Annotated in this window: 27 protein-coding genes; 17 read left to right on the top strand and 10 right to left on the bottom strand. The window is 65.6% G+C overall.

Annotated features, from left to right (window positions below):
* Positions 1-37 precede the first annotated feature (37 nt).
* Complete coding sequence (locus tag CUR21_RS06500) at positions 38-496, bottom strand: N-acetyltransferase (protein ID WP_100196209.1); 459 nt, start codon at positions 494-496, stop codon at positions 38-40.
* Between the two features lie 172 nt (positions 497-668).
* Between CUR21_RS06500 and smc the strand changes: the two genes are divergently transcribed.
* From smc to CUR21_RS06470, 6 genes are all read left to right on the top strand, one after another.
* Positions 669-4,124, top strand: a complete 3,456-nt coding sequence (smc, locus tag CUR21_RS06495; RefSeq protein ID WP_100196208.1) for a chromosome segregation protein SMC — start codon at positions 669-671, stop codon at positions 4,122-4,124.
* The gene (locus CUR21_RS06490; protein ID WP_100196207.1) at positions 4,121-4,471 is read left to right on the top strand and encodes a hypothetical protein; all 351 of its coding nucleotides are present in this window, start codon (positions 4,121-4,123) and stop codon (positions 4,469-4,471) included. The genes smc and CUR21_RS06490 overlap by 4 nt, the downstream gene beginning before the upstream one ends.
* 117 nt (positions 4,472-4,588) lie before the next feature.
* The gene (locus CUR21_RS06485; protein WP_100196206.1) at positions 4,589-5,044 is read left to right on the top strand and encodes a DUF3429 domain-containing protein; all 456 of its coding nucleotides are present in this window, start codon (positions 4,589-4,591) and stop codon (positions 5,042-5,044) included.
* 68 nt (positions 5,045-5,112) lie between these two features.
* Entirely contained in the window at positions 5,113-5,574 is a 462-nt protein-coding gene (rnhA, locus tag CUR21_RS06480) for a ribonuclease HI (RefSeq protein WP_100196205.1), read from the top strand.
* Positions 5,571-6,212 carry a trimeric intracellular cation channel family protein gene (locus CUR21_RS06475; RefSeq protein WP_100196204.1) on the top strand — a complete coding sequence of 214 codons (642 nt, stop codon included), beginning with the start codon at positions 5,571-5,573 and terminating at the stop codon, positions 6,210-6,212. Before rnhA ends, CUR21_RS06475 begins: the two co-directional genes overlap by 4 nt.
* 47 nt (positions 6,213-6,259) lie before the next feature.
* Positions 6,260-6,781, top strand: a complete 522-nt coding sequence (locus CUR21_RS06470; protein ID WP_100196203.1) for a transcriptional regulator — start codon at positions 6,260-6,262, stop codon at positions 6,779-6,781.
* On the opposite strand, the gene CUR21_RS06465 is transcribed toward CUR21_RS06470, so the two are convergent.
* The 5 genes from CUR21_RS06465 to def (CUR21_RS06445) are packed head-to-tail and all read right to left on the bottom strand — an operon-like array spanning position 6,774 to position 9,463.
* Positions 6,774-7,010, bottom strand: coding sequence for a GlsB/YeaQ/YmgE family stress response membrane protein (locus CUR21_RS06465; RefSeq protein WP_100196202.1), 237 nt, complete (start codon positions 7,008-7,010; stop codon positions 6,774-6,776). The two genes, CUR21_RS06470 and CUR21_RS06465, sit on opposite strands and share 8 nt — an antisense overlap.
* A gap of 49 nt (positions 7,011-7,059) precedes the next feature.
* Positions 7,060-7,956: a methionyl-tRNA formyltransferase gene (fmt, locus tag CUR21_RS06460; RefSeq protein WP_100196201.1), complete on the bottom strand. Its 897-nt coding sequence runs from the start codon at positions 7,954-7,956 to the stop codon at positions 7,060-7,062.
* Positions 7,953-8,453 carry a peptide deformylase gene (def, locus tag CUR21_RS06455; protein WP_100196200.1) on the bottom strand — a complete coding sequence of 167 codons (501 nt, stop codon included), beginning with the start codon at positions 8,451-8,453 and terminating at the stop codon, positions 7,953-7,955. Before def (CUR21_RS06455) ends, fmt begins: the two co-directional genes overlap by 4 nt.
* The gene (gene def, locus CUR21_RS06450) at positions 8,450-8,947 is read right to left on the bottom strand and encodes a peptide deformylase (protein WP_100196199.1); all 498 of its coding nucleotides are present in this window, start codon (positions 8,945-8,947) and stop codon (positions 8,450-8,452) included. Before def (CUR21_RS06450) ends, def (CUR21_RS06455) begins: the two co-directional genes overlap by 4 nt.
* Positions 8,948-9,463 carry a peptide deformylase gene (gene def, locus CUR21_RS06445; RefSeq protein WP_100196198.1) on the bottom strand — a complete coding sequence of 172 codons (516 nt, stop codon included), beginning with the start codon at positions 9,461-9,463 and terminating at the stop codon, positions 8,948-8,950. It abuts the gene before it with no gap.
* On the opposite strand from def (CUR21_RS06445), the gene CUR21_RS18575 reads away from it, so the two are divergent.
* Both CUR21_RS18575 and CUR21_RS06440 read left to right on the top strand, forming a co-directional pair.
* A complete protein-coding gene (locus tag CUR21_RS18575) occupies positions 9,462-9,653 on the top strand; it encodes a hypothetical protein (protein ID WP_157791953.1) in 192 nt (63 codons plus the stop codon). The genes def (CUR21_RS06445) and CUR21_RS18575 overlap by 2 nt on opposite strands.
* Positions 9,640-10,812 carry a MalY/PatB family protein gene (locus CUR21_RS06440; RefSeq protein WP_100196197.1) on the top strand — a complete coding sequence of 391 codons (1,173 nt, stop codon included), beginning with the start codon at positions 9,640-9,642 and terminating at the stop codon, positions 10,810-10,812. Before CUR21_RS18575 ends, CUR21_RS06440 begins: the two co-directional genes overlap by 14 nt.
* Before the next feature lie 47 nt (positions 10,813-10,859).
* Here the strand turns inward: CUR21_RS06440 and CUR21_RS06435 are convergent, their stop codons facing one another.
* Positions 10,860-11,210, bottom strand: a complete 351-nt coding sequence (locus tag CUR21_RS06435) for a hypothetical protein (RefSeq protein ID WP_100196196.1) — start codon at positions 11,208-11,210, stop codon at positions 10,860-10,862.
* 211 nt (positions 11,211-11,421) lie between these two features.
* Here CUR21_RS06435 and cbiB point away from each other — a divergent pair, with 211 nt between their 5' ends.
* Both cbiB and CUR21_RS06425 read left to right on the top strand, forming a co-directional pair.
* Entirely contained in the window at positions 11,422-12,321 is a 900-nt protein-coding gene (gene cbiB / locus CUR21_RS06430; RefSeq protein ID WP_100196195.1) for an adenosylcobinamide-phosphate synthase CbiB, read from the top strand.
* 9 nt (positions 12,322-12,330) lie between these two features.
* Positions 12,331-13,497, top strand: a complete 1,167-nt coding sequence (locus CUR21_RS06425) for a peptidoglycan-binding protein (protein WP_100196194.1) — start codon at positions 12,331-12,333, stop codon at positions 13,495-13,497.
* Positions 13,498-13,654: 157 nt separating this feature from the next.
* On the opposite strand, the gene ispH is transcribed toward CUR21_RS06425, so the two are convergent.
* The 3 genes from ispH to CUR21_RS06410 all read right to left on the bottom strand — a co-directional run bounded on the left by ispH (position 13,655) and on the right by CUR21_RS06410 (position 15,824).
* Complete coding sequence (ispH, locus tag CUR21_RS06420) at positions 13,655-14,608, bottom strand: 4-hydroxy-3-methylbut-2-enyl diphosphate reductase (RefSeq protein ID WP_100196193.1); 954 nt, start codon at positions 14,606-14,608, stop codon at positions 13,655-13,657.
* Between the two features lie 75 nt (positions 14,609-14,683).
* A complete protein-coding gene (locus CUR21_RS06415; protein WP_100196770.1) occupies positions 14,684-15,121 on the bottom strand; it encodes a YqaA family protein in 438 nt (145 codons plus the stop codon).
* 124 nt (positions 15,122-15,245) lie between these two features.
* Positions 15,246-15,824: an NYN domain-containing protein gene (locus CUR21_RS06410; protein WP_100196192.1), complete on the bottom strand. Its 579-nt coding sequence runs from the start codon at positions 15,822-15,824 to the stop codon at positions 15,246-15,248.
* A gap of 148 nt (positions 15,825-15,972) precedes the next feature.
* Here CUR21_RS06410 and folK point away from each other — a divergent pair, with 148 nt between their 5' ends.
* The 7 genes from folK (at position 15,973) to acpS (ending at position 22,159) form a co-directional block, all read left to right on the top strand.
* Positions 15,973-16,578 carry a 2-amino-4-hydroxy-6-hydroxymethyldihydropteridine diphosphokinase gene (gene folK, locus CUR21_RS06405; RefSeq protein ID WP_100196191.1) on the top strand — a complete coding sequence of 202 codons (606 nt, stop codon included), beginning with the start codon at positions 15,973-15,975 and terminating at the stop codon, positions 16,576-16,578.
* A gap of 87 nt (positions 16,579-16,665) precedes the next feature.
* Positions 16,666-17,019: a DNA-directed RNA polymerase subunit omega gene (gene rpoZ, locus CUR21_RS06400; protein ID WP_100196190.1), complete on the top strand. Its 354-nt coding sequence runs from the start codon at positions 16,666-16,668 to the stop codon at positions 17,017-17,019.
* Positions 17,020-17,049: 30 nt separating this feature from the next.
* A complete protein-coding gene (locus CUR21_RS06395; protein WP_100196769.1) occupies positions 17,050-19,167 on the top strand; it encodes a bifunctional (p)ppGpp synthetase/guanosine-3',5'-bis(diphosphate) 3'-pyrophosphohydrolase in 2,118 nt (705 codons plus the stop codon).
* Positions 19,168-19,213: 46 nt separating this feature from the next.
* Complete coding sequence (locus CUR21_RS06390) at positions 19,214-19,891, top strand: DUF2062 domain-containing protein (RefSeq protein WP_100196189.1); 678 nt, start codon at positions 19,214-19,216, stop codon at positions 19,889-19,891.
* A gap of 216 nt (positions 19,892-20,107) precedes the next feature.
* On the top strand, positions 20,108-20,785 hold the full coding sequence (locus CUR21_RS06385; RefSeq protein ID WP_232622714.1) for a DUF2062 domain-containing protein: 678 nt from the start codon (positions 20,108-20,110) through the stop codon (positions 20,783-20,785).
* Positions 20,786-20,886: 101 nt separating this feature from the next.
* Complete coding sequence (locus CUR21_RS06380; RefSeq protein ID WP_100196187.1) at positions 20,887-21,639, top strand: pyridoxine 5'-phosphate synthase; 753 nt, start codon at positions 20,887-20,889, stop codon at positions 21,637-21,639.
* A 91-nt stretch (positions 21,640-21,730) separates the two neighbouring features.
* Positions 21,731-22,159, top strand: coding sequence for a holo-ACP synthase (gene acpS / locus CUR21_RS06375; RefSeq protein ID WP_100196768.1), 429 nt, complete (start codon positions 21,731-21,733; stop codon positions 22,157-22,159).
* Positions 22,160-22,171: the final 12 nt, after the last annotated feature.

Raw genomic sequence — 22,171 nt, 5'->3', positions numbered from 1 at the left:
AGCCTAAGCGCTTTGCTGCAAAAGGAAAGTGCGCGTCTTAGACCGCGCGCCGGAAAATCACCGAGGTGGGATGCGCATAGCCCGGATGGCTGCGGCGCCCTGCCTCGGCAAAGCCCATCGCGGCAAAGGTGGCGTGGTTCTCCACCAACTCCACCCGCGTCTCCAACTCCAAGAGCGGCAGCCCCAAGGCGCGCGCCCGCGCCGCCGCCGTGTCAATCAGCGCCCGCGCCAGCCCCCGCCCGCGCTGATCCCGCGCCACCGCCAGCTTGCCCAGATAAAGCACCCCCGGTTTCACCGTCAGGAACAGGCAGGCGACGGGCGGCGCGCCGATCACCCAAATCTCGCCCGTCTCGGCCTGCGCGGCAATCGCTTCGGCCGTGAGCCGGTGCATCGACGACGGCGGATCGATCCGCCCGTCCATCCCGGCAAATTCCGCCCGGATCAGGCGCAGAACCGCCTCCCAGTCATAAGGTGCAAGCGCTTGGTGCGGGGTCATTCGGGGGCGGCCTTTCTGTCATCCGCCGCCACAGAACGCCAAAGCCTGTGCGACAGCAAGGGGCAACATCTTGGGGATAACCGGCAGGCCGCCGCCAGATGCGGGGGTCATCTGGTTGACTCTCCCCCCGTGAATGCAACACCATCCTTCCTCCGCGACTCATGAGGCACAGGTGCGTTTTTCCCGGCTCCGGCTTAACGGCTTCAAAAGCTTTGTCGACCCCACGGATCTGGTGATCCATGAGGGGCTGACAGGCGTGGTCGGGCCCAATGGCTGCGGCAAATCCAACCTGCTGGAAGCCTTGCGCTGGGTCATGGGCGAAAACCGTCCCACCGCCATGCGCGGCGGCGGGATGGAGGATGTGATCTTCGCCGGGGCCGCCACGCGCGGCGCGCGCCACTTTGCCGAAGTCTCCATCGTGATCGACAATCAGGACAGGCTGGCCCCGTCCGGGTTCAACGATGCCGATACCATCGAAATCGTGCGCCGCATCACCCGCGACGCAGGCTCGGCCTACAAGGCCAATGCCAAGGACGTGCGCGCCCGCGATGTGCAGATGCTGTTCGCCGATGCCTCCACCGGGTCGCATTCCCCCGCGCTGGTGCGCCAAGGCCAGATCTCGGAACTCATCAACGCCAAGCCCAAGGCCCGCCGCCGCATTCTGGAAGAAGCCGCCGGCATTTCGGGCCTTTACGCGCGCCGCCACGAGGCCGAGCTGAAACTCTCCGGGGCCGAACAAAACCTTCTGCGCGTCGATGACGTGCTCGAAGGCTTGGCACAGCAGGTCGCCACGCTCACCCGTCAGGCGCGGCAGGCCGCCCGCTACCGCGAGATCGGTGAAGACCTGCGCCGCTCTGAAGGGATGCTCCTCTTCCGCCGCTGGCGCGAGGCCGAACTGGCCCGCATCGAGGCGGAAACGCATCTGCGCGACCGGCTGATCGCGGCGGGCAAGGCCGATGGCGCCGCCCGCGCGGCCACCAAGGCACGCGAGGCCCGCGAAGACGCCCTGCCGCCCCGCGGCGAAGAGGCCGCCGTCGCCGCCGCCATCCTGCAACGCCTCACGCTGCAACGCGACGCGCTGGGCGACCAAGAGGCGCGCGCGCTTCAGCTCATCGAAACCCTGCGTGGCCGCATCACCCAGCTCGACCGTGATATGGAGCGGGAGGCCGGACTGAACCGCGACGCGGGTGAAACCATCAGTCGGCTGGATTGGGAAATCGAGCAACTCTTGCGTGCCCATGACGGCCACGATGACCGCCTTGCCGAAGCCGCCGAAACCGCGCGCGAGGCCGGGGCCATCCTCTCGGACCGGGAAACCCTGCTGTCGCAGGCCACCGAAGACAATGCCCGTCTGGCCGCCCGTCACCAATCGGTGCAGCGCCTGTTGACCGACACCCGCGCCACCGTCGACCGGGCCGAGGCCGAAGCCGCCCGCGCCCGCGCCATGGTCGAGGCCGCCGAAGAGGCCCGCGCCGCCGCTGCCGAAGCCTATGCCGCCGCGACCGAAGCACAGGAAGACGCGACCGCCCTTGCCGAAGCCGCCGAAGAGGCGCTGGAGCAAACCGAAACCGCCCGTGCCGATGCCCAATCCCGCGAGGCCGAGGCCCGCGCCGCCCGGGGCGAAGCCGAGGGCGAGGCCAATGCCCTGCGCGCCGAAGTGGCGGCGCTCTCGCGTCTGGTCGATCGTGAAAAGCAGGCGGGTCATCAGCTTCTGGATCGGCTGACCGTGGCGCCCGGCTATGAAAAGGCGCTGGGCGCGGCGCTTTCCGATGATCTGCGCGCGCCCGAGATCACGCCCGAGGCGCGGTCCGGCTGGGCGTGGCTCCCCGGCTATGATGAAGCCGCCGCCCTGCCCGGTGGGGCCGCCCCGCTTGCGCCGCATGTCACCGCCCCCGCGGTGCTGGGCCGCAGGCTGTCGCAGATTGGTCTTGTCGACCGCGCCCAAGGCACCGCGCTGCAACCGCTTCTGCGCCCCGGTCAGCGGCTTGTCAGCCTTGAAGGCGATCTCTGGCGCTGGGATGGCTTCCGCGCTGCCGCCGAAGACGCCCCTTCGGCGGCCGCCGCGCGCCTGCAACAGCTCAACCGCCTCGTGCAGCTCAAGAGCGATCTGGCCGAGATCTCTGCCCGCGCCGATGCCGCCCGCGCCACGCACGAAGCGTTGCAATCTCGCCTTGCCGATCTCGCCCGCGCCGATCAGATGGCCCGCGATGCCCGCCGCGCCGCCGATGCCCGCGTGACCGAAGCCAACCGCGCCGCTTCCCGTGCCGAAGCCGAAGCCTCCATCGCCGGGGGCAAGCTCGACTCCGCCAAACTCGCCGTCTCCCGCTATGAAGACGAAGCAATGTCGGCCCGCGCCCGCCTGAAGGAAGCCGAAGCCAGCGGCGCCGAACTCCCCGATCTCGAAGCCGCCCGCAACCGCGTCGAGGCCGCCAAGGTCGCGGTCGAGGCCGCGCGTCTGGCGATGCTCACCCGCCGCTCCGCGCATGACGAACTCCGCCGCGAAGGCGAAGCCCGCACCCGCCGGAGGCAGGAGGCCAGCAAGGAACTTTCGGGCTGGCGTCATCGTCTGGAAACCGCCGAAAAGCGCAGCGCCGAACTCGCCGAACGCCGGGCCGAAACGCTGGAAGAGCTTGAAGACGCCAGCGCCGCACCGGAAGAACTCGCCGCCAAACGCGAAGAACTGTCCGACGCCATCGACAGCGCCGAAGCCCGCCGCGCCACCGCTGCCGAAGCGCTCGCCACCGCCGAAGCCGCCCTGCGCGATGCGCAGCTTGCCGAACGCGAGGCCGAACGCCTGAACGGTGAGGCGCGTGAAGCCCGCGCGCGGGCCGAGGCCCGCAATGATGCCGCGCGCGAAACCGTCGCCTATGCCGCCGAACGCATCGCCGAAGACGCGGGCTGCACCCCTGCCGAGCTTCTGGCCGCGCTGGGCGGGGACCCCGAAAAGATGCCCGACGCCGAAACCCTTGATGTCGAGGTGCAACGGCTCAAACGCCAGCGCGAAGCCTTGGGCGCCGTCAACCTGCGCGCCGAAGAGGATATGGCCGCTGTCGCGGGCGAACATGCCACGCTCTTGCAGGAAAAGACCGATCTGGAAGAGGCGATCAAGAAACTCCGCGCCGGCATCGCAGGCCTCAACCGCGAAGGGCGCGAACGCCTGCTCACCGCCTTTGAACAGGTCAACCAGAATTTCGCCACCCTCTTCACCCATCTTTTCGGCGGCGGCGAGGCGCGGCTGGTGCTGGTCGAATCCGACGATCCGCTGGAAGCCGGGCTTGAAATCATGTGCCAACCGCCGGGCAAGAAATTGGCCACGCTCTCGCTTCTGTCGGGGGGCGAACAAACCCTGACGGCGCTGGCCCTCATCTTCGGCGTCTTCCTTGCGAACCCCGCCCCGATCTGCGTGCTCGACGAGGTCGACGCGCCGCTGGATGATGCCAACGTCACCCGCTTTTGCGACCTTCTGGATGAAATGGCCCGCCGCACCGAAACTCGCTTTCTCATCATCACCCACCACGCCGTCACGATGGCGCGGATGGATCGCCTGTTCGGCGTCACCATGGCCGAGCAGGGCGTCAGCCAGTTGGTCAGTGTCGATCTGAAAAAAGCCGAGGCACTGGTCGCATGATCGATGCCTTGCGCGCCGCAGGTTTTCCGGGGGTCGAGGCCGAAGGCCAGACCATCCACGCCCGTCTTTGGGCCAGTTCCAACGAATTCACCGCCACGCCCGAAGAGGGCCGCTGGCGCCTCGCCTTGCACTGGCCACTCCGCGCGACGATGGCGCAGCGCGCCGAATGGAACGCCACCCATCCCGGTGCCCCGCTGGATATTCACAATGGCGAAACCCGGCTGTCGCTTTTCGTCCAGCCCGAGGACTCCGCCGCATTGCTGCACTGGGCCGCCCTCGCCGAAGCAGCGGTGGCGCAAATGATCCGCTGGCGCCGCGCGCAACGCCAACCCGGCGAAGGGTATTGAAACCGTCTTGCCAGACGTGACCGGCGGGCAACGCTGCCGGGGAATTCTGCGCGGCGGCTGGACCCCAAGCGGGATCACCTTATGACTGCCGTGACGGGTGTATTAAGCAGGTGTTGCGTGGAGCCTATTCCGAAGACGGCGCTGATCCTCGGGGTGGCCGGACTGATCCCTTTTGTCTGGGGCGCGGCAAGCGCGCTGTCGCCCGCCCTTGCGGCATGGGGCGGTCGGTTCATGGGGCCGCTGTTCCTTGGCCATTACGTCAGTCTCACCTATGGCACGGTGATCTTGTCCTTCATGTCGGGCGTGCTCTGGGGCTTTGCCACCAAGGCCCAAGGGCCCGAAGCGGCGGTCGGTTATATCCTCTCGGTGACCCCGGCGCTCTGGGCCTTTTTCATGGTCAACGGGGCGGCGGGCGACGCGGCGGTGAACCTCTTCGCCGGGTTTCTGGGGCTCTTGCTGCTTGACTGGCATTTTTGGAAGATGGGCACCGCACCGGATTGGTGGCTGCGCTTGCGGGCAGGGCTGACGCTGGGGGTGCTGGCCTGTCTTCTGGTCCCGATCCTGACGGCCTAACGGCGCAGGCGCTGGTTGACCGCCGCGCGCGCCCGGCCTATCCGGGGGCCGAAGTGCAAGGAGCCGACATGCCGCAACTTTTCGCCTATACCGATGGTGCCTGCTCCGGCAATCCCGGCCCCGGAGGCTGGGGTGTGCTGATGATCGCGCGCGACGGCGACGCGGTGGTCAAAGAGCGCACGCTTCAAGGCGGAGAGGCGGACACCACCAACAACCGGATGGAGCTGATGGCCGCGATCTCGGCGCTGGAGGCTTTGACCCGGCCCTCCGAACTCATCATCGTCACCGACAGCGCCTATGTGAAAAATGGGGTCACCACCTGGATTCACAGCTGGAAGCGGCGCGGCTGGAAAACCGCCGACAACAAACCGGTCAAGAACATCGAGCTGTGGCAACGGCTGGAGGCCGCGCAGGCCCGCCACAAGGTAGAGTGGCGCTGGATTAAGGGCCATGCCGGCCACGCCGAGAATGAACGCGCCGATGAGCTTGCCCGCGCGGGCATGGCGCCCTTCAAGCCCGGCAAGCCATGACACTTCCCGCGCTGCTGCCCTTTCTGGATTATGCCTCGGTCGCGGTCTTCGCGCTCACCGGGGCGCTGGTCGCCAGCCGGGCCCAGCTCGACATCGTGGGCTTCATCTTCATCGCCGGGCTGACCGCCACCGGAGGCGGCACCCTGCGCGATGTGATGTTGGACCGCGATGTGTTCTGGATCGTCGATCCCCTGATGCTAGGCGTGGCCACCGTGGCGGCCGTGATCGTGTTTCTCACGGCGCATCTTCTGGAAAGCCGCTACCGGGCCATTCTGTGGCTCGATGCCTGCGCGCTTGCAGTGGCGGTGCCCGCCGGGGTGGCGGCGGCGGCGGGTATGGGCATGACGTGGCCGGTGGTGCTCATCATGGCGATGGTCACGGGGTGCATGGGCGGGCTGATGCGCGATGTGGTGTGCAACGAAGTGCCCTTGGTGCTCAAGCAAGGCGAGCTTTACGTCACCTGCGCCTTTGCCGGCGGCGTCGCGGCTTTGGCCGCCGAAGCCTTGGGCGCAGGCGGTCTGGCGCTCTTGGCCTGCGCAGCCGTCACCTTCATCCTGCGGGCCGGAAGCCTGCTCTTTGGCTGGCGTCTGCCGGTCTATCGCCCGCGCCCGCCGCGCACCCTGCCGCCCAAGCGCTAGGGCTTTGGCGCTTGCGGCTTAGATGAACAGCCGTTTATATTCGCGCCATGTCACGTCAGAAGATCATTTCCGATCAGCACGTCTTTGCCGCCCTTCGCGCCCTTCTGGTGCAGTCGGGCGTTCGCGGAGCCAGCTTTGGGGCCGTGTCGCGGGCCACCGGCCTTGCCGCGCCCACCTTGGTGCAACGCTATGGCAGCCAAGAGGCGATGGTGCGCGCAGCGCTCAGCGATGGCTGGGACACACTGGACCAAACCACCGAGGCGGCCGAGGGCATGGCGGACCTGTCCATCAAGGGCGCGCATCTGCTGGTCAAGGCCTTGGGCGACGGCTGTGGCGGTGCGGCAGGCCTGCCGCTCTTGGTCCGGCATCTCGAAGACCCTGCGCTGCGCTTGCGGGCGATGACATGGCGGGCACGGGTCGAACAGGCGCTGGCGGTGCGGCTGGGCGGCGGGGCCAAGGGGCGCGAAGCGGCGGCCTTGCTCTTCGCCGCTTGGCAAGGGCAAATGCTCTGGCTGGGCGCGGGGGCGCGGGGCTTCAAGCTGAAAGACGCCGTGAAGCGCCTCACCTAGACATATAGGTTTTCCAAAGCCAAGCGAGCAGCAAGGCCCCCAGCAGCGCACCGACAAAACCCGCCATCCAGCCGGTGATGGTGATGAGAAACCGCAAGGCCAGTCCGCCGATCAGCGCGCCAATCACGCCGATGGCGACCGTGGTCAGCACATCTGTGTCCAGCCTCAGCATGCGGGTCGCCAGAAAGCCTGCGGCAGCACCGATGATGACAAGCGCGATGATGGGCATGGGTGGCCTCCGTTCCTGTGCCCAATATGGGCATGGCGGCAGCCTTTGGCTAGATCAGCCGCTCTGGCAGGGCCAGACCCTTCAGCACGTCCAGCGCAGGCATCGGGCGCTTGCCCTCGCGCTGCGCCATGAGCACTTCAACCGCGCCTGTGCCGCAGGCGATGGTAAAGCCGTGCAACACCTGCCCCGGCGCGCCGCTGCCATCCACCACGCGCGAGCGCAGAAGTTTCACCCGCTCGCCCCCCACGGGCACCCATGCGCCGGGGAAGGGCGACAAGCCCCGGATCAGCCGGTCTACCGTCTCGGCGCTTTGGGTGAAATCGACGCGGGCCTCGGCCTTGTCGATCTTGGTGGCATAGGTCACGCCCTCATCAGGCTGCGACTGGGGGGTAAGCCGGGGGAGCTGTTCCAGCGCCTCCACAATCAGCGCGGCGCCCATGTCCGACAGGCGGTCATGCAACTCGGCGGTGGTTTCCTGCGCGGCGATTTCCGTTTCCTGCCGCAGCAGCACCGGGCCAGTGTCCAGCCCCGCCTCCATCTGCATGATGCAAATGCCGGTGTGGCGGTCGCCCGCCATGATGGCGCGGTGGATTGGTGCCGCCCCGCGCCAGCGCGGCAGCAGGCTGGCATGGATGTTCAGGCAGCCAAGGCGCGGGGCATCCAGCACCGCTTGCGGCAGGATCAGGCCATAGGCGACGACCACCGCGACATCCGCGTGAAGCGCCGCGAACGCTGCCTGATCGGCCGCCTCTTTCAGCCGGGCCGGGTGGCGCACCGGCAGGCCAAGCGCCAAGGCGGCCTGATGCACCGGGCTTGGCCGGTCGGCCTTGCCGCGTCCGGCGGGGCGGGGGGGCTGCGTATACACGGCAACGATCTCGTGCCGGGCGGCAAGGGCGTGCAGGACGGGCACCGAAAACTCGGGCGTGCCCATGAAAACAATCTTCATCCCCGTTTGCGCGCCTTTTCCGCCTTTGCAATCAACATCTTGCGTTTCAATGGTGAGAGGCGGTCAAAATACATGCGTCCCGCCAGATGGTCGATCTGGTGTTGCACCGACGTGGCCCAAAGGTTCACGAAATCGCGCTCTTCCATCTGCCCGTGTTCGTTCAGATAGCGCACGGTCACCGCGCGGGGGCGTTTGATCACCGCCGAGACGCCGGGAAGGTTGGGGCTTGCCTCTTCATGCTCGCGCAGCACGCCGCTGGCGTGCAGGATCTCGGGGTTGGCCATGCGAATGGCCTGCCCGCGCTGGTCGGAGCAATCGACGACCGCAAGGCGCAGCGGCACGCCGATCTGCACGGCGGCAAGCCCATAGCCGGGCATCGCGTCCATCACCTCGATCATCTCCTCCCACAGGGCGCGGATCTCATCGGTGACGGCCGGCACATCGGCGGCGGGGCTGCGCAGCACGGGGTGTGGCCAAGGGATGCAAGCTCGGGTCATGCGCGGGGGGAATCCTGATACGCGGCCAGCGCGGCGGTGCGCTGGTCGGGGGGAAGACGGTCAAAGGTGACGATGCCATCCAGATGGTCGTATTCATGCTGGGCGCAAATGGCGGCAAAGCCGGTAAGGATTTCATCCTGCGATTGGCCGAGTTCATCGGTCCATGCCATGCGAATTTCGCGGGCGCGGCGGATGTCGGTCAGGATCCCGGGGATCGACAGGCAGCCTTCGGCACCAGTGGCGGTGTCCTCCGATCGCCAGAGGATCTGCGGGTTGATGACGATGCGCGGGGCGGGGGTGCCCTCTTTCCACGCCACATCCATCACGAAGAGCCGTTTCAGCACCCCGACCTGCGGGGCGGCCAGACCGCGCCCGGGTGCGGCATACATGGTCTCCAGCATGTCGGCGGCAAGCTGCGCCACATCCTCGGCCACAGGGGCGCACCGCGTGGCAAGACGCGGATCGGGCCAACGCAGAATGGGAAGAACCGCCACCTAGCCCTGCCGCGCGCGTTCGCGTTTCAGTTTTTCCATCTTGCGGGTGATCATCTGGCGCTTCAGCGGGCCGAGATAATCAATGAACAGCTTGCCGTTCAGATGGTCGATCTCATGCTGAACGCAGGTCGCCCAAAGCCCGGCAAACTGCTCTTCCTGTTCCGAGCCATCCAGCGCCTGCCACGCCACCCGCACCTCGGCCGGGCGGCGGACTTCGGCATATTGGTCGGGAATCGAGAGGCAGCCTTCTTCATAGCTGGACAGATCTTCCGACGTCCAGACCACGCGCGGATTGACCAGTGCCATCGGGCGCGGCGGGCCGTCCTTGATGCAATCCATCACCAGAACCTGCTGCATCACGCCGATCTGCGGCGCGGCAAGGCCGATGCCGGGGGCGTCATACATGGTTTCCAGCATGTCTTCGGCCAGTTTGCGCAAGGCGCCATCGAACTGGGCCACTGGGTCACAGGGCTTTTTCAGGCGCGGATCGGGATGGATCAGGATGGGACGGATCATGGCGATGATTTACGGCGCAAGGGGTAAGCGCGCAAGAGGCACAAGGGCGCCGCCCGTCGGTTCCGGCAGGATGCCGCAGCAGGCCCGCCTCGGCGCGGCGCTGCCGATGAAACAGGAGGACATTCCGCTTTTGTGGCATTATACGGAACAAACACCCGCAAGCAAAAGGCCGCAGCATGAATTTCGATGAACAGATCCCGCGTCTTGGCACCCATTCGGTGAAATGGGACATGATGGAGCGTCTTTATGGCGTGCCAGCCGACACGGGCTTGTCGATGTGGGTTGCGGATATGGATTTCCGGCCACCCCAGTGCGTGCAGGCGGCGTTGGAAAAGATGGCCGCGCATGGCATTTATGGCTATTACGGCGATGACGCGGGCTATCGTGAGGCGATCCGCTGGTGGATGCAGACGCGGCACGGCTGGGCGCTGAACCCGGACCACATTTTCACCACGCATGGGCTGGTGAATGCCACCGGGCTGGTGGTCGATGCCTATACCGCGCCCGGCGATGGCGTCGTGCTGATGACCCCGGTCTATCACGCCTTTGCCCGCACCATCAAAGCGGCGGGGCGCAAGGTGGTGGAATGCCAGCTGGCGCTGGTGGATGGCCGCCACGAGATGGATTTTGCCGCTTGGGACGCGCAGATGACGGGCGGCGAGCGGATGTTGATCCTGTGCTCGCCGCACAATCCCGGCGGACGGGTGTGGACACAGGCGGAACTGCGCGGGGTCGCAGATTTCTGCGTGCGGCATGATCTGGTGCTGGTCTCGGACGAGATCCACCATGATCTGGTGATGCCGGGGCACCGCCATATCGCGATGCCACTCGCCGCGCCGGATGTGGCCGACCGGCTGGTGATGCTGACGGCCACCACCAAAACCTTCAACATCGCGGGCGCGCATATCGGCAATGTGATCATCTCCGACGATGCCTTGCGCGCGAAATTCGCGGCCAAGATCATGGCCATGGGCATTTCGGCCAATTCTTTCGGCATGCATATGGCCGAGGCCGCCTATTCGCCCGAAGGCGCGGTCTGGGTGGATGCGCTGGTGGCCTATCTGGATGGCAACCGCCGCCTCTTCGATGCCGGGGTGAATGCCATCCCCGGCCTGCGCTCGATGCCGCTCGAGGCCACCTATCTGTCTTGGGTCGATTTTTCCGGCACCGGCATGGCGCCCGCCGAGTTCAAGGCGCGGGTCGAGAAAGCGGCACAGATCTGTGCCAATCATGGCGAAACCTTCGGCACGGGGGGCGAGTCCTATCTGCGCTTCAACATCGCCACGCCGCGCGCCCGGATCGAAGAGGCGGTGTCCCGCCTGCAATCCGCCTTTGGGGATTTGCAATAAGGTGCAAAGCGGGGGGCCGTCGCGTCCCCCGCCTGCTCTGCCGGGTGTCAAAGACGGGGCAAATAGGCCACGGGCGCATTCTCGTCGCGCCAGAAATCCAAAGGAGCCTTGTCCTGCACAGCGGTCGAGCGTTTGAATTCGCAGACCAGATCCCCGTTCTCTGTCACCGAGGCGACGATCAGGCATTGGAAGATGTGATTGGCGCCATCATACACATCCACCAAGCCGCGCAGCTGCGGGGTCAGCGTGCCATCCAGCGCAAAGCCATTGTCCCAAAACCGCAGGATCGGAAACACCGCGTCGCCCACTTGAACCCGCAGACGCGATCTGCGCCGCGCCTCGCGCTTGCGGGCCGCATCAAGACCTTCGCGGATGTCCTGTGGCAAGAATTCCAGCACGGCGCCCTCCCTCGCTTGTGGTTAACAGTCTGCGCCACAATTGGTTAAAATCAAGTCAATCACGTGACACCATGCGAAACGTGGGAAAATAAGGGCGGTTCCCTCGTGATTTGCAGCCGATCCCAGAACAACTTCGCCCCAAACCCCCTGTCGCCGCGCGAATCGGCGGTGTAAGGCCTTGGCATCACACCGCCTTCCGGAGAGGCCCGCGATGATCCTGTTTCTGGCAATGCTGCTCGACGCGGCCTTGGGCGAGCCGAAGGCGATCTGGGACAGGGTGCCGCATCCGGCCGTGCTGATGGGGCGCGTGGTGGCGGCGCTCGACCGTCGTCTCAACAGCGGTGGGCAGCGCCGGGCCAAAGGCGCGGCAGCACTCGTCCTGATGGTGCTGGGCGCCTATGGGGTTGGCGCCCTGATCGCCCTCGTGCCCGATTTCGGGCTGCTCGAAGGCCTCGCGGCGGCGATCCTGCTCGCGCAGAAGTCGCTGGTCGATCATGTCCGCGCGGTGGCCATCGCTCTGCGCCAATCGCTCCCCGAAGGCCGACGCGCGGTCTCGATGATCGTGGGGCGCGACACGGCGGCGCTCGACACGCCGGGGGTGTCACGGGCCGCCATCGAAAGCGCGGCCGAAAACCTGTCTGACGGCGTGATCGCCCCCGCCTTCTGGTTTCTGGTCGGCGGCCTGCCTCTGATGCTCGTTTACAAGATCACCAACACCGCCGACAGCATGATCGGCCACCGCACCCCCCGGCATGAAGAATTCGGTTGGGCGTCAGCCCGCTTCGACGATCTGCTGAACCTGATCCCGGCCCGGCTGACGGCGCTGCTGATCGCGCTGGCGCATGGCCGCACCGATCCCCGGCCGATCCTGCGCGACGCGCCCTTGCACCGCAGCCCGAATGCAGGCTGGCCCGAGGCCGCGATGGCGGTCGTGCTGAATGTCTCCCTTTCGGGACCGCGCGCCTATCATGGCGTGATGTCCGATTTTCCTTGGGTCTGGCCCGAAGGACGGCGCGATCCCGGCCCCCCCGAGATCGAGGCCGCCTGCCGCGCCTTGTGGCGGGCTTGGGCGCTGATGCTCCTGCTTGTCGGCTGCGTGGCGCTGATCTAGGCTCTGCTCATGCGTTTTCTCCCTGCTGCCCTTCTTGTCCTCTCGCTGACATCTGGCCCCGCCCTCGCCGCCCCCTGTGGGGGGAGCCTTTCGGATTTCATCGCCGCCATCACCGCCGAGGCAGAGGCGACGGGCCTGCCCGAAACGGCCGCGCGCAGCTATCTGGCAGACGCACGGCTGGATGATCGGGTGCTCAAGGCCGACCGTGCGCAGGGCGTGTTCCGGATGAACTTCACCGATTTCTCGCGGCGGCTGATCTCGGCCAGCCGGTTGGAGCGGGGCCGGGCGCTGGCGGCGCAGCATGCGGCACTCCTTGACCGCGCGGCGGCGGAATATGGCGTTTCGGTTGGCATCCTCATGGCCTTCTGGGCCTTCGAGACGGATTACGGCGCCGTGCAGGGCGATTTCAACACCCGCGATGCGCTGGTCACGCTGGGCCATGATTGCCGCCGCCCGGAACTGTTCCAGCCGCAGATCCTCGCGGCCATCGCGTTGCATGCCGCAGGCGATCTGCCCACCGACACCACCGGGGCTTGGGCAGGGGAAATCGGCATGGTGCAGATGCTGCCCGCCGATATTCTGGCGCGCGGAGTGGATGGCGATGGCGACGGGCATGTCACGCTGAAGACCTCGGTGGCAGATGCGCTGCTGTCGGGCGCCCGCCTGTTGCAGCACCATGGCTGGCAAGCGGGGCAGCCGTGGTTGGCCGAGGTGCAGGTGCCCGCAGAAATGGACTGGTCACTGACCGGGCTTGAACGGCGCCTGCCGGTGGCGGCGTGGCAAGAGATGGGCGTCAGCGCGCGCATCGGCGCTCTGCCCCAAGGCGAGGCGTCGCTGATCCTGCCGCAGGGCCGATTTGGTCCGGCCTTTCTGGCCTATGACAATTTCCACACTCTGTTCGACTGGAACCAGAGCTTCACCTATGTGCTGACCGGCGCCTATTTCGCCACCCGGCTGGAGGGCGCGCCGGTGTTCGAGGCGGGCAATCCCGAGCCCGGGCTGGACGAGGCGCAAATGCGCAGCCTGCAAGAAAAGCTGGCCGCACGCGGGCATGACGTGGGCCGCATCGACGGAATTCTGGGGGCGGGCACCCGCGCAGCGGTGCAGGCCGAACAGGCGCGGCTCGGTCTGCCGGCAGATGCTTGGCCCACCATGGCGCTTCTGAACGCGCTTTAAGCCAAAGGCGCGGCTGCGCCGCACGGATCTGCCTCGGCGGCGGCCTTGCGGCCTTGCCTCAGGCAAGCGCTTCGCCCAGCCATTGGCTTGGCGCCCGTCCTGCGCAGTCTGCGGACGTGTCTGCAAGGCGGCAAAGAAGGGGAGGGGAAAAAGGGCCTCAGGCCGGTTCGCGCAGAATGCGCGGCACCTTGAATTCCACATGTTCCTGCGCGGTTTCCACCAACTCCACCGTGGTGGCAAAACGGGCGCGGAACGCGTCGATCACCTCGTTCACCAGCACCTCAGGGGCAGAGGCGCCTGCGGTGATCCCGACAGCGCGGATGCCTTCCAGCGCCCGCCAGTCAATGTCGGTGGCGCGTTGGATCAGCTGCGCATAGGCGCAGCCCGCCGCCGAGCCGACCTCGACCAGCCGTTTGGAATTGGAAGAATTCGGCGCACCGATCACCAAGAGCGCGTCGATGCGGGGGGCAATCGCCTTGACCGCCATTTGCCGGTTGGTGGTGGCATAGCAGATGTCTTCATGCGCGGGGGCATGGATCGCCGGAAAGCGCGCCTTCAGCGCGGCGGCGATATCGGCCGTGTCATCCACCGACAGGGTGGTCTGCGTGATGAAGGCCAGCCGGGTCGGATCGCGCACCTGCAACGTCGCCACATCGGCCACGGTCTCCACAAGCAGCACCTCACCTTCGGGCAATTGCCCCATGGTGCCCACGGTCTCCGGATGGCCGGCATGACCGATCATGATCATCTGTAGCCCGTTCTCATGGTGCCGCGCGGCCTCGTTATGCACCTTGGTCACCAAGGGGCAGGTGGCATCCACCGCGATCATCTCGCGCCGCGCCGCTTCGGCGGGCACCGCCTTGGGCACGCCATGGGCGGAAAACACCACCGGGCGGTCCACGGGGCAGTCATCCAGCTCTTCCACGAAAACGGCCCCTTGCGCGCGCAACGCATCGACCACGAACTTGTTGTGCACGATTTCGTGCCGCACATAGACCGGCGCCCCCCATTTCTGCAGCGCCAGTTCCACGATCTTGATCGCCCGGTCCACGCCCGCGCAAAAACCACGCGGCGCGGCAAGATACAGATGCAAAGCGGGCAGATCGGTCATGGCGGGCCTATGCGCGAGGGTCTGGCCCAGAGGTAAGGGCATGCGGCCCGCAGGTCCAGCCCCCAATGGCGGCTTTCAGCCCCAGATCCCCAGCCCGATCAGCGCCACCGCCACATAGCGCAGCGTCTTGGCGATGGTCAGCAGCGTCAGGAACAGCGGCAGCGGCACCCGCAGCGCCCCCGCCAGCGCCACGATGAAATCCCCCCCCGGCGCCCAGCTCAACAGCAGCGACCACACCCCCCAGCGCGCGAACCAACGTTCCGCTTTGGCGCGGCGCTCGGGTGTCAGGCCAAGCCAGCGCGCACCGCGCGCGCCGCCCAACCCCCGGCCAAAGGCATAGGTCACGCAAGAGCCAAGAATATTGCCGACCGACGCCACCGCCACCAAAAGCCAGACCGCCAGCGTGCCCTGTGCCATCAGCGCCAGAAACACCACCTCGGATTGAAACGGAATCGGCGTGGCCGCCAGAAACGCGGCCACGAACAGCCCGACCAAAGAGGTGCCGGTCAGCATGCGGAACGCCGTCCCGCCGACGCGCAAGAAAAATCAGCCAATCCTGTCATGCGGCCCGCCTTTAGCGCCCGGCGCGCCGCGCGTCCACCGTGGCGCAGGCGCGCACCCCCGCTGGCGCGCCGTCTTACTTCGACATCAGCGGGATGTCTTCGCGCTCGCCTGCCGGGCGCGGGTCGCGGGCCGGGCGGCCAATCACATCGCGCAGCTCGTCCAGCTCGATGAAATTGTCGGCCTGACGGCGCAGTTCATCCGCGATCATCGGCGGCTGGCTGCGGATCGTCGACACCACCGACACCCGCACCCCCTGCCGCTGCAGGCTTTCGATCAACGGGCGGAAATCCCCGTCGCCCGAGAACAGCACGATATGATCCACCCGCGGAGCCAGTTCCATGGCATCGACCGTCAACTCGATGTCCATGTTTCCCTTCACCTTCCGGCGGCCCTGACTGTCGGTGTATTCCTTCGCGGGCTTGGTCACCATGGTGTAGCCATTGTAATGCAGCCAGTCGACCAGCGGCCGGATCGGAGAATATTCGTCATTCTCCAGCAGGGCCGTGTAATAGAACGCGCGCAGCAATTTGCCCCGACGCATGAACTCCTGTCGCAACAACTTGTAATCAATATCAAACCCAAGGGCGCGCGCTGCTGCGTAAAGGTTTGATCCATCAATAAAAAGCGCCAGTCGTTCGTCTTTGTAAAACATAAAAACTCCTCACAAAAAATACTTAACCCGTCATGTCTACGCGGAGTGGTCAGATCTGGCATCAACGACAGGGGCGGGATAAGTAAACCCCAGTATCAGGTCCATTCTTTGCGCGGCAAGTCGCTCTATACGAAAGTGTAAACACACCATGCAAAAGGCAGTGCACGCGCTGGTTGCATTCGGGGCCAATCTTCCTTTCGACAGTCAGGACCCCAAGGCTACAGTATTGAAGGCAATGGCAAACTTGCGCAAGCGCCTCATCGCTGAATGCGTTGACTTAGCGTCGGCCCCCCCTGTTTTCAAGGCAAGCCGATTGTTCAAAACACCGTGCTTTCCTCAAGGCGCCGGCCCCGATTATGTCAATGCCGCCGCCTGCCTTTCGGTGCCTGCCGCGCTGGGTGCGGCCCGCCTTCTGGATCACCTGCATGCGGTGGAGTCTGAATTCGGTCGCCAGCGCGAAAGCCGCTGGGGCATGCGCACGCTCGACATTGATCTTCTGGCCTTCGATGATCAGGTGCTGCCGGATGCCGCAACCCAAACGCACTGGCGCGCTTTGCCCCCGGCCGATCAGGCCCGCCTGACCCCGGATCGGCTGATCCTGCCGCATCCCCGCCTGCAAGACCGCGCCTTCGTGCTGGTCCCCCTTGCCGAAGTCGCGCCGGATTGGGTGCACCCGCTCCTTCAGCGCAGCGTGACGCAGATGCTGGCGGCGCTGTCGCCCGCCGATCGCGCCGAAGTCGAGCCCCTTTCCTGACCCCCGCGCTGAATCCGGGGTTGTCAAGAGCCGCCATCGGGCGTAAACACACCCTTTCCATGCCCCCAAGACCTACTGGAGTCGTCCATGGCCCGCGTGACGGTTGAAGACTGCGTTGACAAGGTTCCGAATCGGTTCGAACTGGTGATGCTCGCTGCCCACCGGGCGCGCGAGATTCAGTCCGGCTCGCCGATCACCATTGATCGCGACAATGACAAGAACCCGGTCGTTGCCTTGCGCGAAATCGCCGAAGAAACCCAATCGGCAGAGTCGCTGCGCGAGCGGATGATCGAAAGCCACCAGACCCAGATCGAGGTGGACGAGCCTGAAGATGACCAGATGGCGCTTCTGATGTCGGGCGAGATTGACCGCCCGATGCAGGACGACATGTCCGAAGAAAAGCTGCTGCGCGCCCTGATGGAAGCGCAAGGCGAACTCTGATTTGGGGGGAACCCCGCTTCAGGGGCGATGATGATCGACGTAGAAGACCTCATCGCCCTTGTCCGCAACTACAATCCGCGCACCAATGCCGATCTGATCCGCCGCGCCTATGCCTATGGCATGGCGATGCACGACGGGCAGTTTCGTAAGTCGGGTGAACCCTATTTCACCCATCCCGTCGCGGTCGCCGCCATCCTCACGGAACAGCGGCTTGATGATGCGACCATCGTCACCGCCCTTCTGCACGACACCATCGAAGACACCAAATCCACCTATACCGAGGTGGAACGCCACTTTGGCACCGAAGTGGCCGAACTCGTCGATGGCGTCACCAAGCTGACCAACCTGCAACTCTCCTCGACCGAAACCCAGCAGGCGGAAAACTTCCGCAAGCTGTTCATGGCGATGTCAAAGGATCTGCGGGTCATTCTGGTCAAACTCGCCGACCGTCTGCACAACATGCGCACCATCAAATCGATGCGCGCGGAAAAGCAGGCGCAAAAGGCCCGCGAAACCATGGAAATCTATGCGCCGCTTGCCGGACGCATGGGGATGCAATGGATGCGCGAAGAGCTTGAAGACCTGTCCTTCAAGGTTCTGAACCCAGACGCGCGCAATTCCATCATCCGCCGCTTTCTCACGCTGCAACGCGAAGCGGGCGATGTGGTCCACAAGATCACCGCCGACATCCGCCATGAGCTTGAAAAGGTGGAAATCGAGGCGACGGTCTATGGTCGCGCAAAAAAGCCCTATTCGATCTGGCGCAAGATGCAGGAAAAGGATCTCGCCTTTTCGCGTCTGTCCGACATTTACGGCTTTCGCATCATCTGCGCCTCGGTCCCGCACTGCTATGCCATCCTTGGCGTGATCCATCAGCGCTGGCGCTCGGTGCCGGGGCGCTTCAAGGATTACATCAGCCAGCCCAAGACCAACGGCTATCGCTCGATCCACACCACGGTCTCGGGCCGTGATGGCAAGCGGGTCGAAGTGCAGATCCGCACGCGTGAAATGCACGAAGTGGCCGAAGCCGGGGTGGCCGCGCATTGGTCCTACCGCGAAGGCGTGCGCGCCCAGAACCCGTTTGCGATTGATCCCGGCAAGTGGATCGCGTCGATGACCGAACGCTTTGACGAAGGCGATCACGACGAGTTTCTGGAACACGTCAAGCTCGAGATGTATTCCGATCAGGTGTTCTGCTTCACGCCAAAGGGCGATGTGGTGCAGCTGCCGCGCGGCGCCACGCCCTTGGATTACGCCTATTCCATCCACACCCGCATCGGCAATTCCTGCGTCTCGGCCAAGGTCGATGGCATCCGCGTGCCGCTCTGGACCCGGCTCAAAAACGGCCAGTCGGTGGAGATCATCACTGCCGAAGGCCAGCGTCCGCAAGCCTCGTGGATCGACATCGTGACCACCGGGCGCGCCAAGGCCGCCATCCGCAAATCCCTGCGGGAAGAAGATCGGGGCCGTTTCATCAAGCTGGGGCAGGAACTGGCCCGCGCCGCCTTTGACCATGTCGGCAAGAAAGCCAGTGACAAGGCCTTGCGGACCGCTGCCAAGATGCTGGGCCTCAATGACGATCAGGATTTGCTCGCCCGCCTCGGCTCGGCCGAGCTGACCGCGCGCCGCGTGGTCGAAACGCTGTATCCCGAATTGGCCCGCGCCGAGCTGGATGTGGTGGATTCGACCCGTCCGGTGCTGGGTCTGTCAGATGATCAGGTCTTCCGGCGCGCCCCCTGCTGCCAGCCGGTGCCGGGAGAACGCATTGTCGGCATCACCTATCGCGGCAAGGGCGTGGTGGCCCATGCCATTGACTGCCCGGCGCTCGAGGAATTCGAGGATCAGACCGAACGCTGGGTCGATCTGGCATGGCACTCGGGGCGGCATGCGGCGGTGCATACGGTGACGATGGAACTGACCATCGCCAATGACGCGGGCGTGCTGGGGCGGATTTGCACCTTGATCGGCGAGCAACGCGCCAATATCTCTGACCTGAGGTTTACAGATCGCAAACCGGATTTCTATCGGCTGATTGTCGATGTGGATCTGCGCGATGTAGAACACCTGCATATGGTGATGACGGCGCTCGAAGCCGAAACCGATGTGGCGCAAGTGTCTCGCTACAGGGACCAGACCCGCAAACCGTAACAGGCCCGCGCCCATGTGCGGACCGGAAGCAAGGGGGGGCAAACCAGTGGTGTTTCGTCGCCGCAACAAAAGGACTTGGCCGGAACGGGTCAAGGCAGCGGTCTATCCGCAAGGCGGCTGGTTGCGCGCGGGCACCTATGTCTGGCACCGTCTGACCCGGCTTCCCGATCCGCCTCACCGCATCGCGCGCGGCATTTTCGCGGGTGTCTTCATCTCTTTCACCCCGCTGTTCGGCCTGCACTTCTTTGCCTCGGCCTTGCTGGCCTTCCTGATGCGCGGCAATATGGTGGCGGCGATCTTTGCCACCTTCTTCGGCAATCCCATCACCTTTCCGATCATCGCCGTCTCCTCGGTTCAGCTGGGCCACTGGATGCTGGGCACCGGGGTGGATGCCGTGCCCGCCCGCCTGATCCTCTCGGCCTTTGCCAGCGCCTCGGGCGAGATCTGGCAGAACATCGTCGCCATGTTCACCGACAGCCCCACCCAATGGGGCCAGTTGCGCCATTTCTATTACGGTCTGTTCAAACCCTATCTGGTGGGGGGAATCGCCCCCGGTCTCGTGACCGCCACCATCTGCTATTACGTCAGCCTGCCGGTCATCCTTGGCTATCAGAAGCTGCGACAAAAGCGCCGACGCGACCGCGCCGAATCGATCCGCGAACGCGCCGCCGCCCGCCTGCGCGCCCGCGCCCAAGCCGATGACGGCGCGTCAGGCAGCCCGTGATCGCGCCGCACAGGTCCTCCCCCTTGCCGAAGCCCGCCGCGAAAACCATCTGCTGCTCAGGCAATTTCTGGCGTGCCAGTCACCGCCACTTCATGTATTGCGGCGCATGAAGGGCCAGACGCGCCACCGCGTTGCGGTGCGGCACCAGCCCAAGCGAGGAAGAACGTGGTTTTCAAAAGGCGTGACCGGCGCGGCTGGCTGGCTTGGATGCGGGAGATGTTTTATCCCACCGGCGGATTCCGCCGCGCCACGCGCTATGTGATCCACCGCATGCGCCGCCTGCCGGACCGGCCCCACCGCATCGCGCGCGGGGTTTTCGCGGGCAGCCTGATCGGCTTCCTGCCCTTGCCCGGGCTGCAATTCCTTGGCGCATGGGGGCTGGCTTGGGTGATGCGCGGCAATGTGCTTGCAGCCCTGCTCGCCACCTTCAACTCCAACCCCATCACCACCCCCTTCTTCGCGGTGGGCGCCATCACCTTGGGCCATTGGATGCTGGGCATCGACACCCCGCTCACCGCCGAGGCGATCGGCGACGGTTTCGCCCATGCCGGGGTTGAGCTGTGGCACAATTTCCTTGCCCTCTTCGGGCCCGAAGACATGCATTGGGACGGGTTGTCGCGTTTCTGGTCCGACATCTACCTGCCCTATTTCATCGGGGCGCTGGGGCCGGGCATCCTGCTCAGCCTGATCTTCTACTATATCACCATCCCTCTGGTCGAAGCCTATCAAAAGGCGCGCAGCGCCAAGTTCAAGGAACGCAGCGACAAGCGGCTTTTGCTGCGCGAACGTCTGGCAGCCTTGGCCCAGCGCGCCGCAGATGCGGCGAAAGACGGCCACAAAGACCCTGTGCCGGGTACAAAACAAGGGGATGACGACACCCCGCCTGCGCCCTAACCTGCGCAGCAAGGCCCGGACCGCCCGACCCGACGGGTCAACCCCATAAGGCCAGAAGAGGAAGGCCTCACGATGAAGGCCAGAACACGAAAGACCGCGCGATGACCCACAGCAGCCCCCTCCGCCTTGGCATCAACATCGACCATGTGGCCACCTTGCGCAACGCGCGCGGCTCTGTCTGGCCCGACCCGCTGCGGGCCGCCTTGCTTGCGCAAGAGGCCGGGGCCGATGGCATCACCGCCCATCTGCGGGAAGACCGCCGCCACATCCGCGATGCCGATATGGCCGCCATCAAGGCGGGCATTGCCATCCCGCTCAACTTCGAATGCGGCGCCACGGATGAGATGCAGGCCATCTGCCTTGCGACCCGCCCGCATGCCGTCTGCCTTGTCCCTGAACGCCGCGAGGAACGCACCACCGAAGGCGGTCTGGATGTGGCCGGGGATGAAGCGCGGCTGAAGGCCTTTATCGCGCCGCTGCGCGATGCGGGCGCCCGCGTCAGCATGTTCATCAGCCATGACCCGCGCCAGATCGAGGCCAGCGCCCGCATCGGCGCCGCCGTGGTGGAACTGCACACCGGGCTGTATTCCGACCTGCACGCCGAAGGCCGCACCGATGAGGCCGAGACGGAGCTCGCCGCCCTGTATACAGGTGCCGCGCTGGCCCACAGCCTTGGGCTGGAGGTGCATGCGGGCCACGGCCTGACCTTCGACAACGTCGGCCCCATCGCCGCCATCCCGCAGGTGCAAGAACTGAACATCGGGCATTTCCTGATCGGGGAGGCGGTGTTCATGGGCCTTGGCCCTGCCATCGCCGAGATGCGCCGCCGGATGAACGCCGCGCGCGGCCTGTAACGGCAGGGCTGGGGGCAGCGGGGGCAAAGATGAGTATTTGGGAAAGGTGCAAGCGGCAAGGGCAGGGCTGCGTCTTGCAAAGCGGGGCGGCATGATTCTGGGCATCGGCAGCGATCTGGCCAATATCGAGCGCATCGAGGCCACGCTGGCGCGCTTTGGCGACCGTTTCCGCGACCGGGTTTTCACCGAGCGCGAACAGCGCAAGGCCGCCAGCCGCCCGCATGGCGTGGCCGCCACCTATGCCAAGCGTTGGGCCGCGAAAGAGGCCTGTTCCAAGGCGCTTGGCACCGGGCTGCGCATGGGCATCGCCTGGAAGGACATGGCCGTGAGCAATCTGGACACCGGCCAGCCCGTGATGCAGGTCACCGGCTGGGCCGCCGCGCGTTTGCGCGACATGACGCCGCCGGGGCATGAGGCGGTGATCCATGTCACACTGACAGACGACCATCCTTGGGCGCAGGCCTTTGTGGTGATCGAGGCGCGCCCGCTTGGCCCCGGCCCGGTGCCAAACCCCGGCTGAACTTGACTCGGC

The organism is Pseudorhodobacter sp. MZDSW-24AT (assembly GCF_002794355.1).
Lineage (GTDB): Bacteria > Pseudomonadota > Alphaproteobacteria > Rhodobacterales > Rhodobacteraceae > Pseudotabrizicola.
Note: the sequence above shows the minus strand (reverse complement) of the source record. Positions and strands in the feature narration are given on the sequence as shown.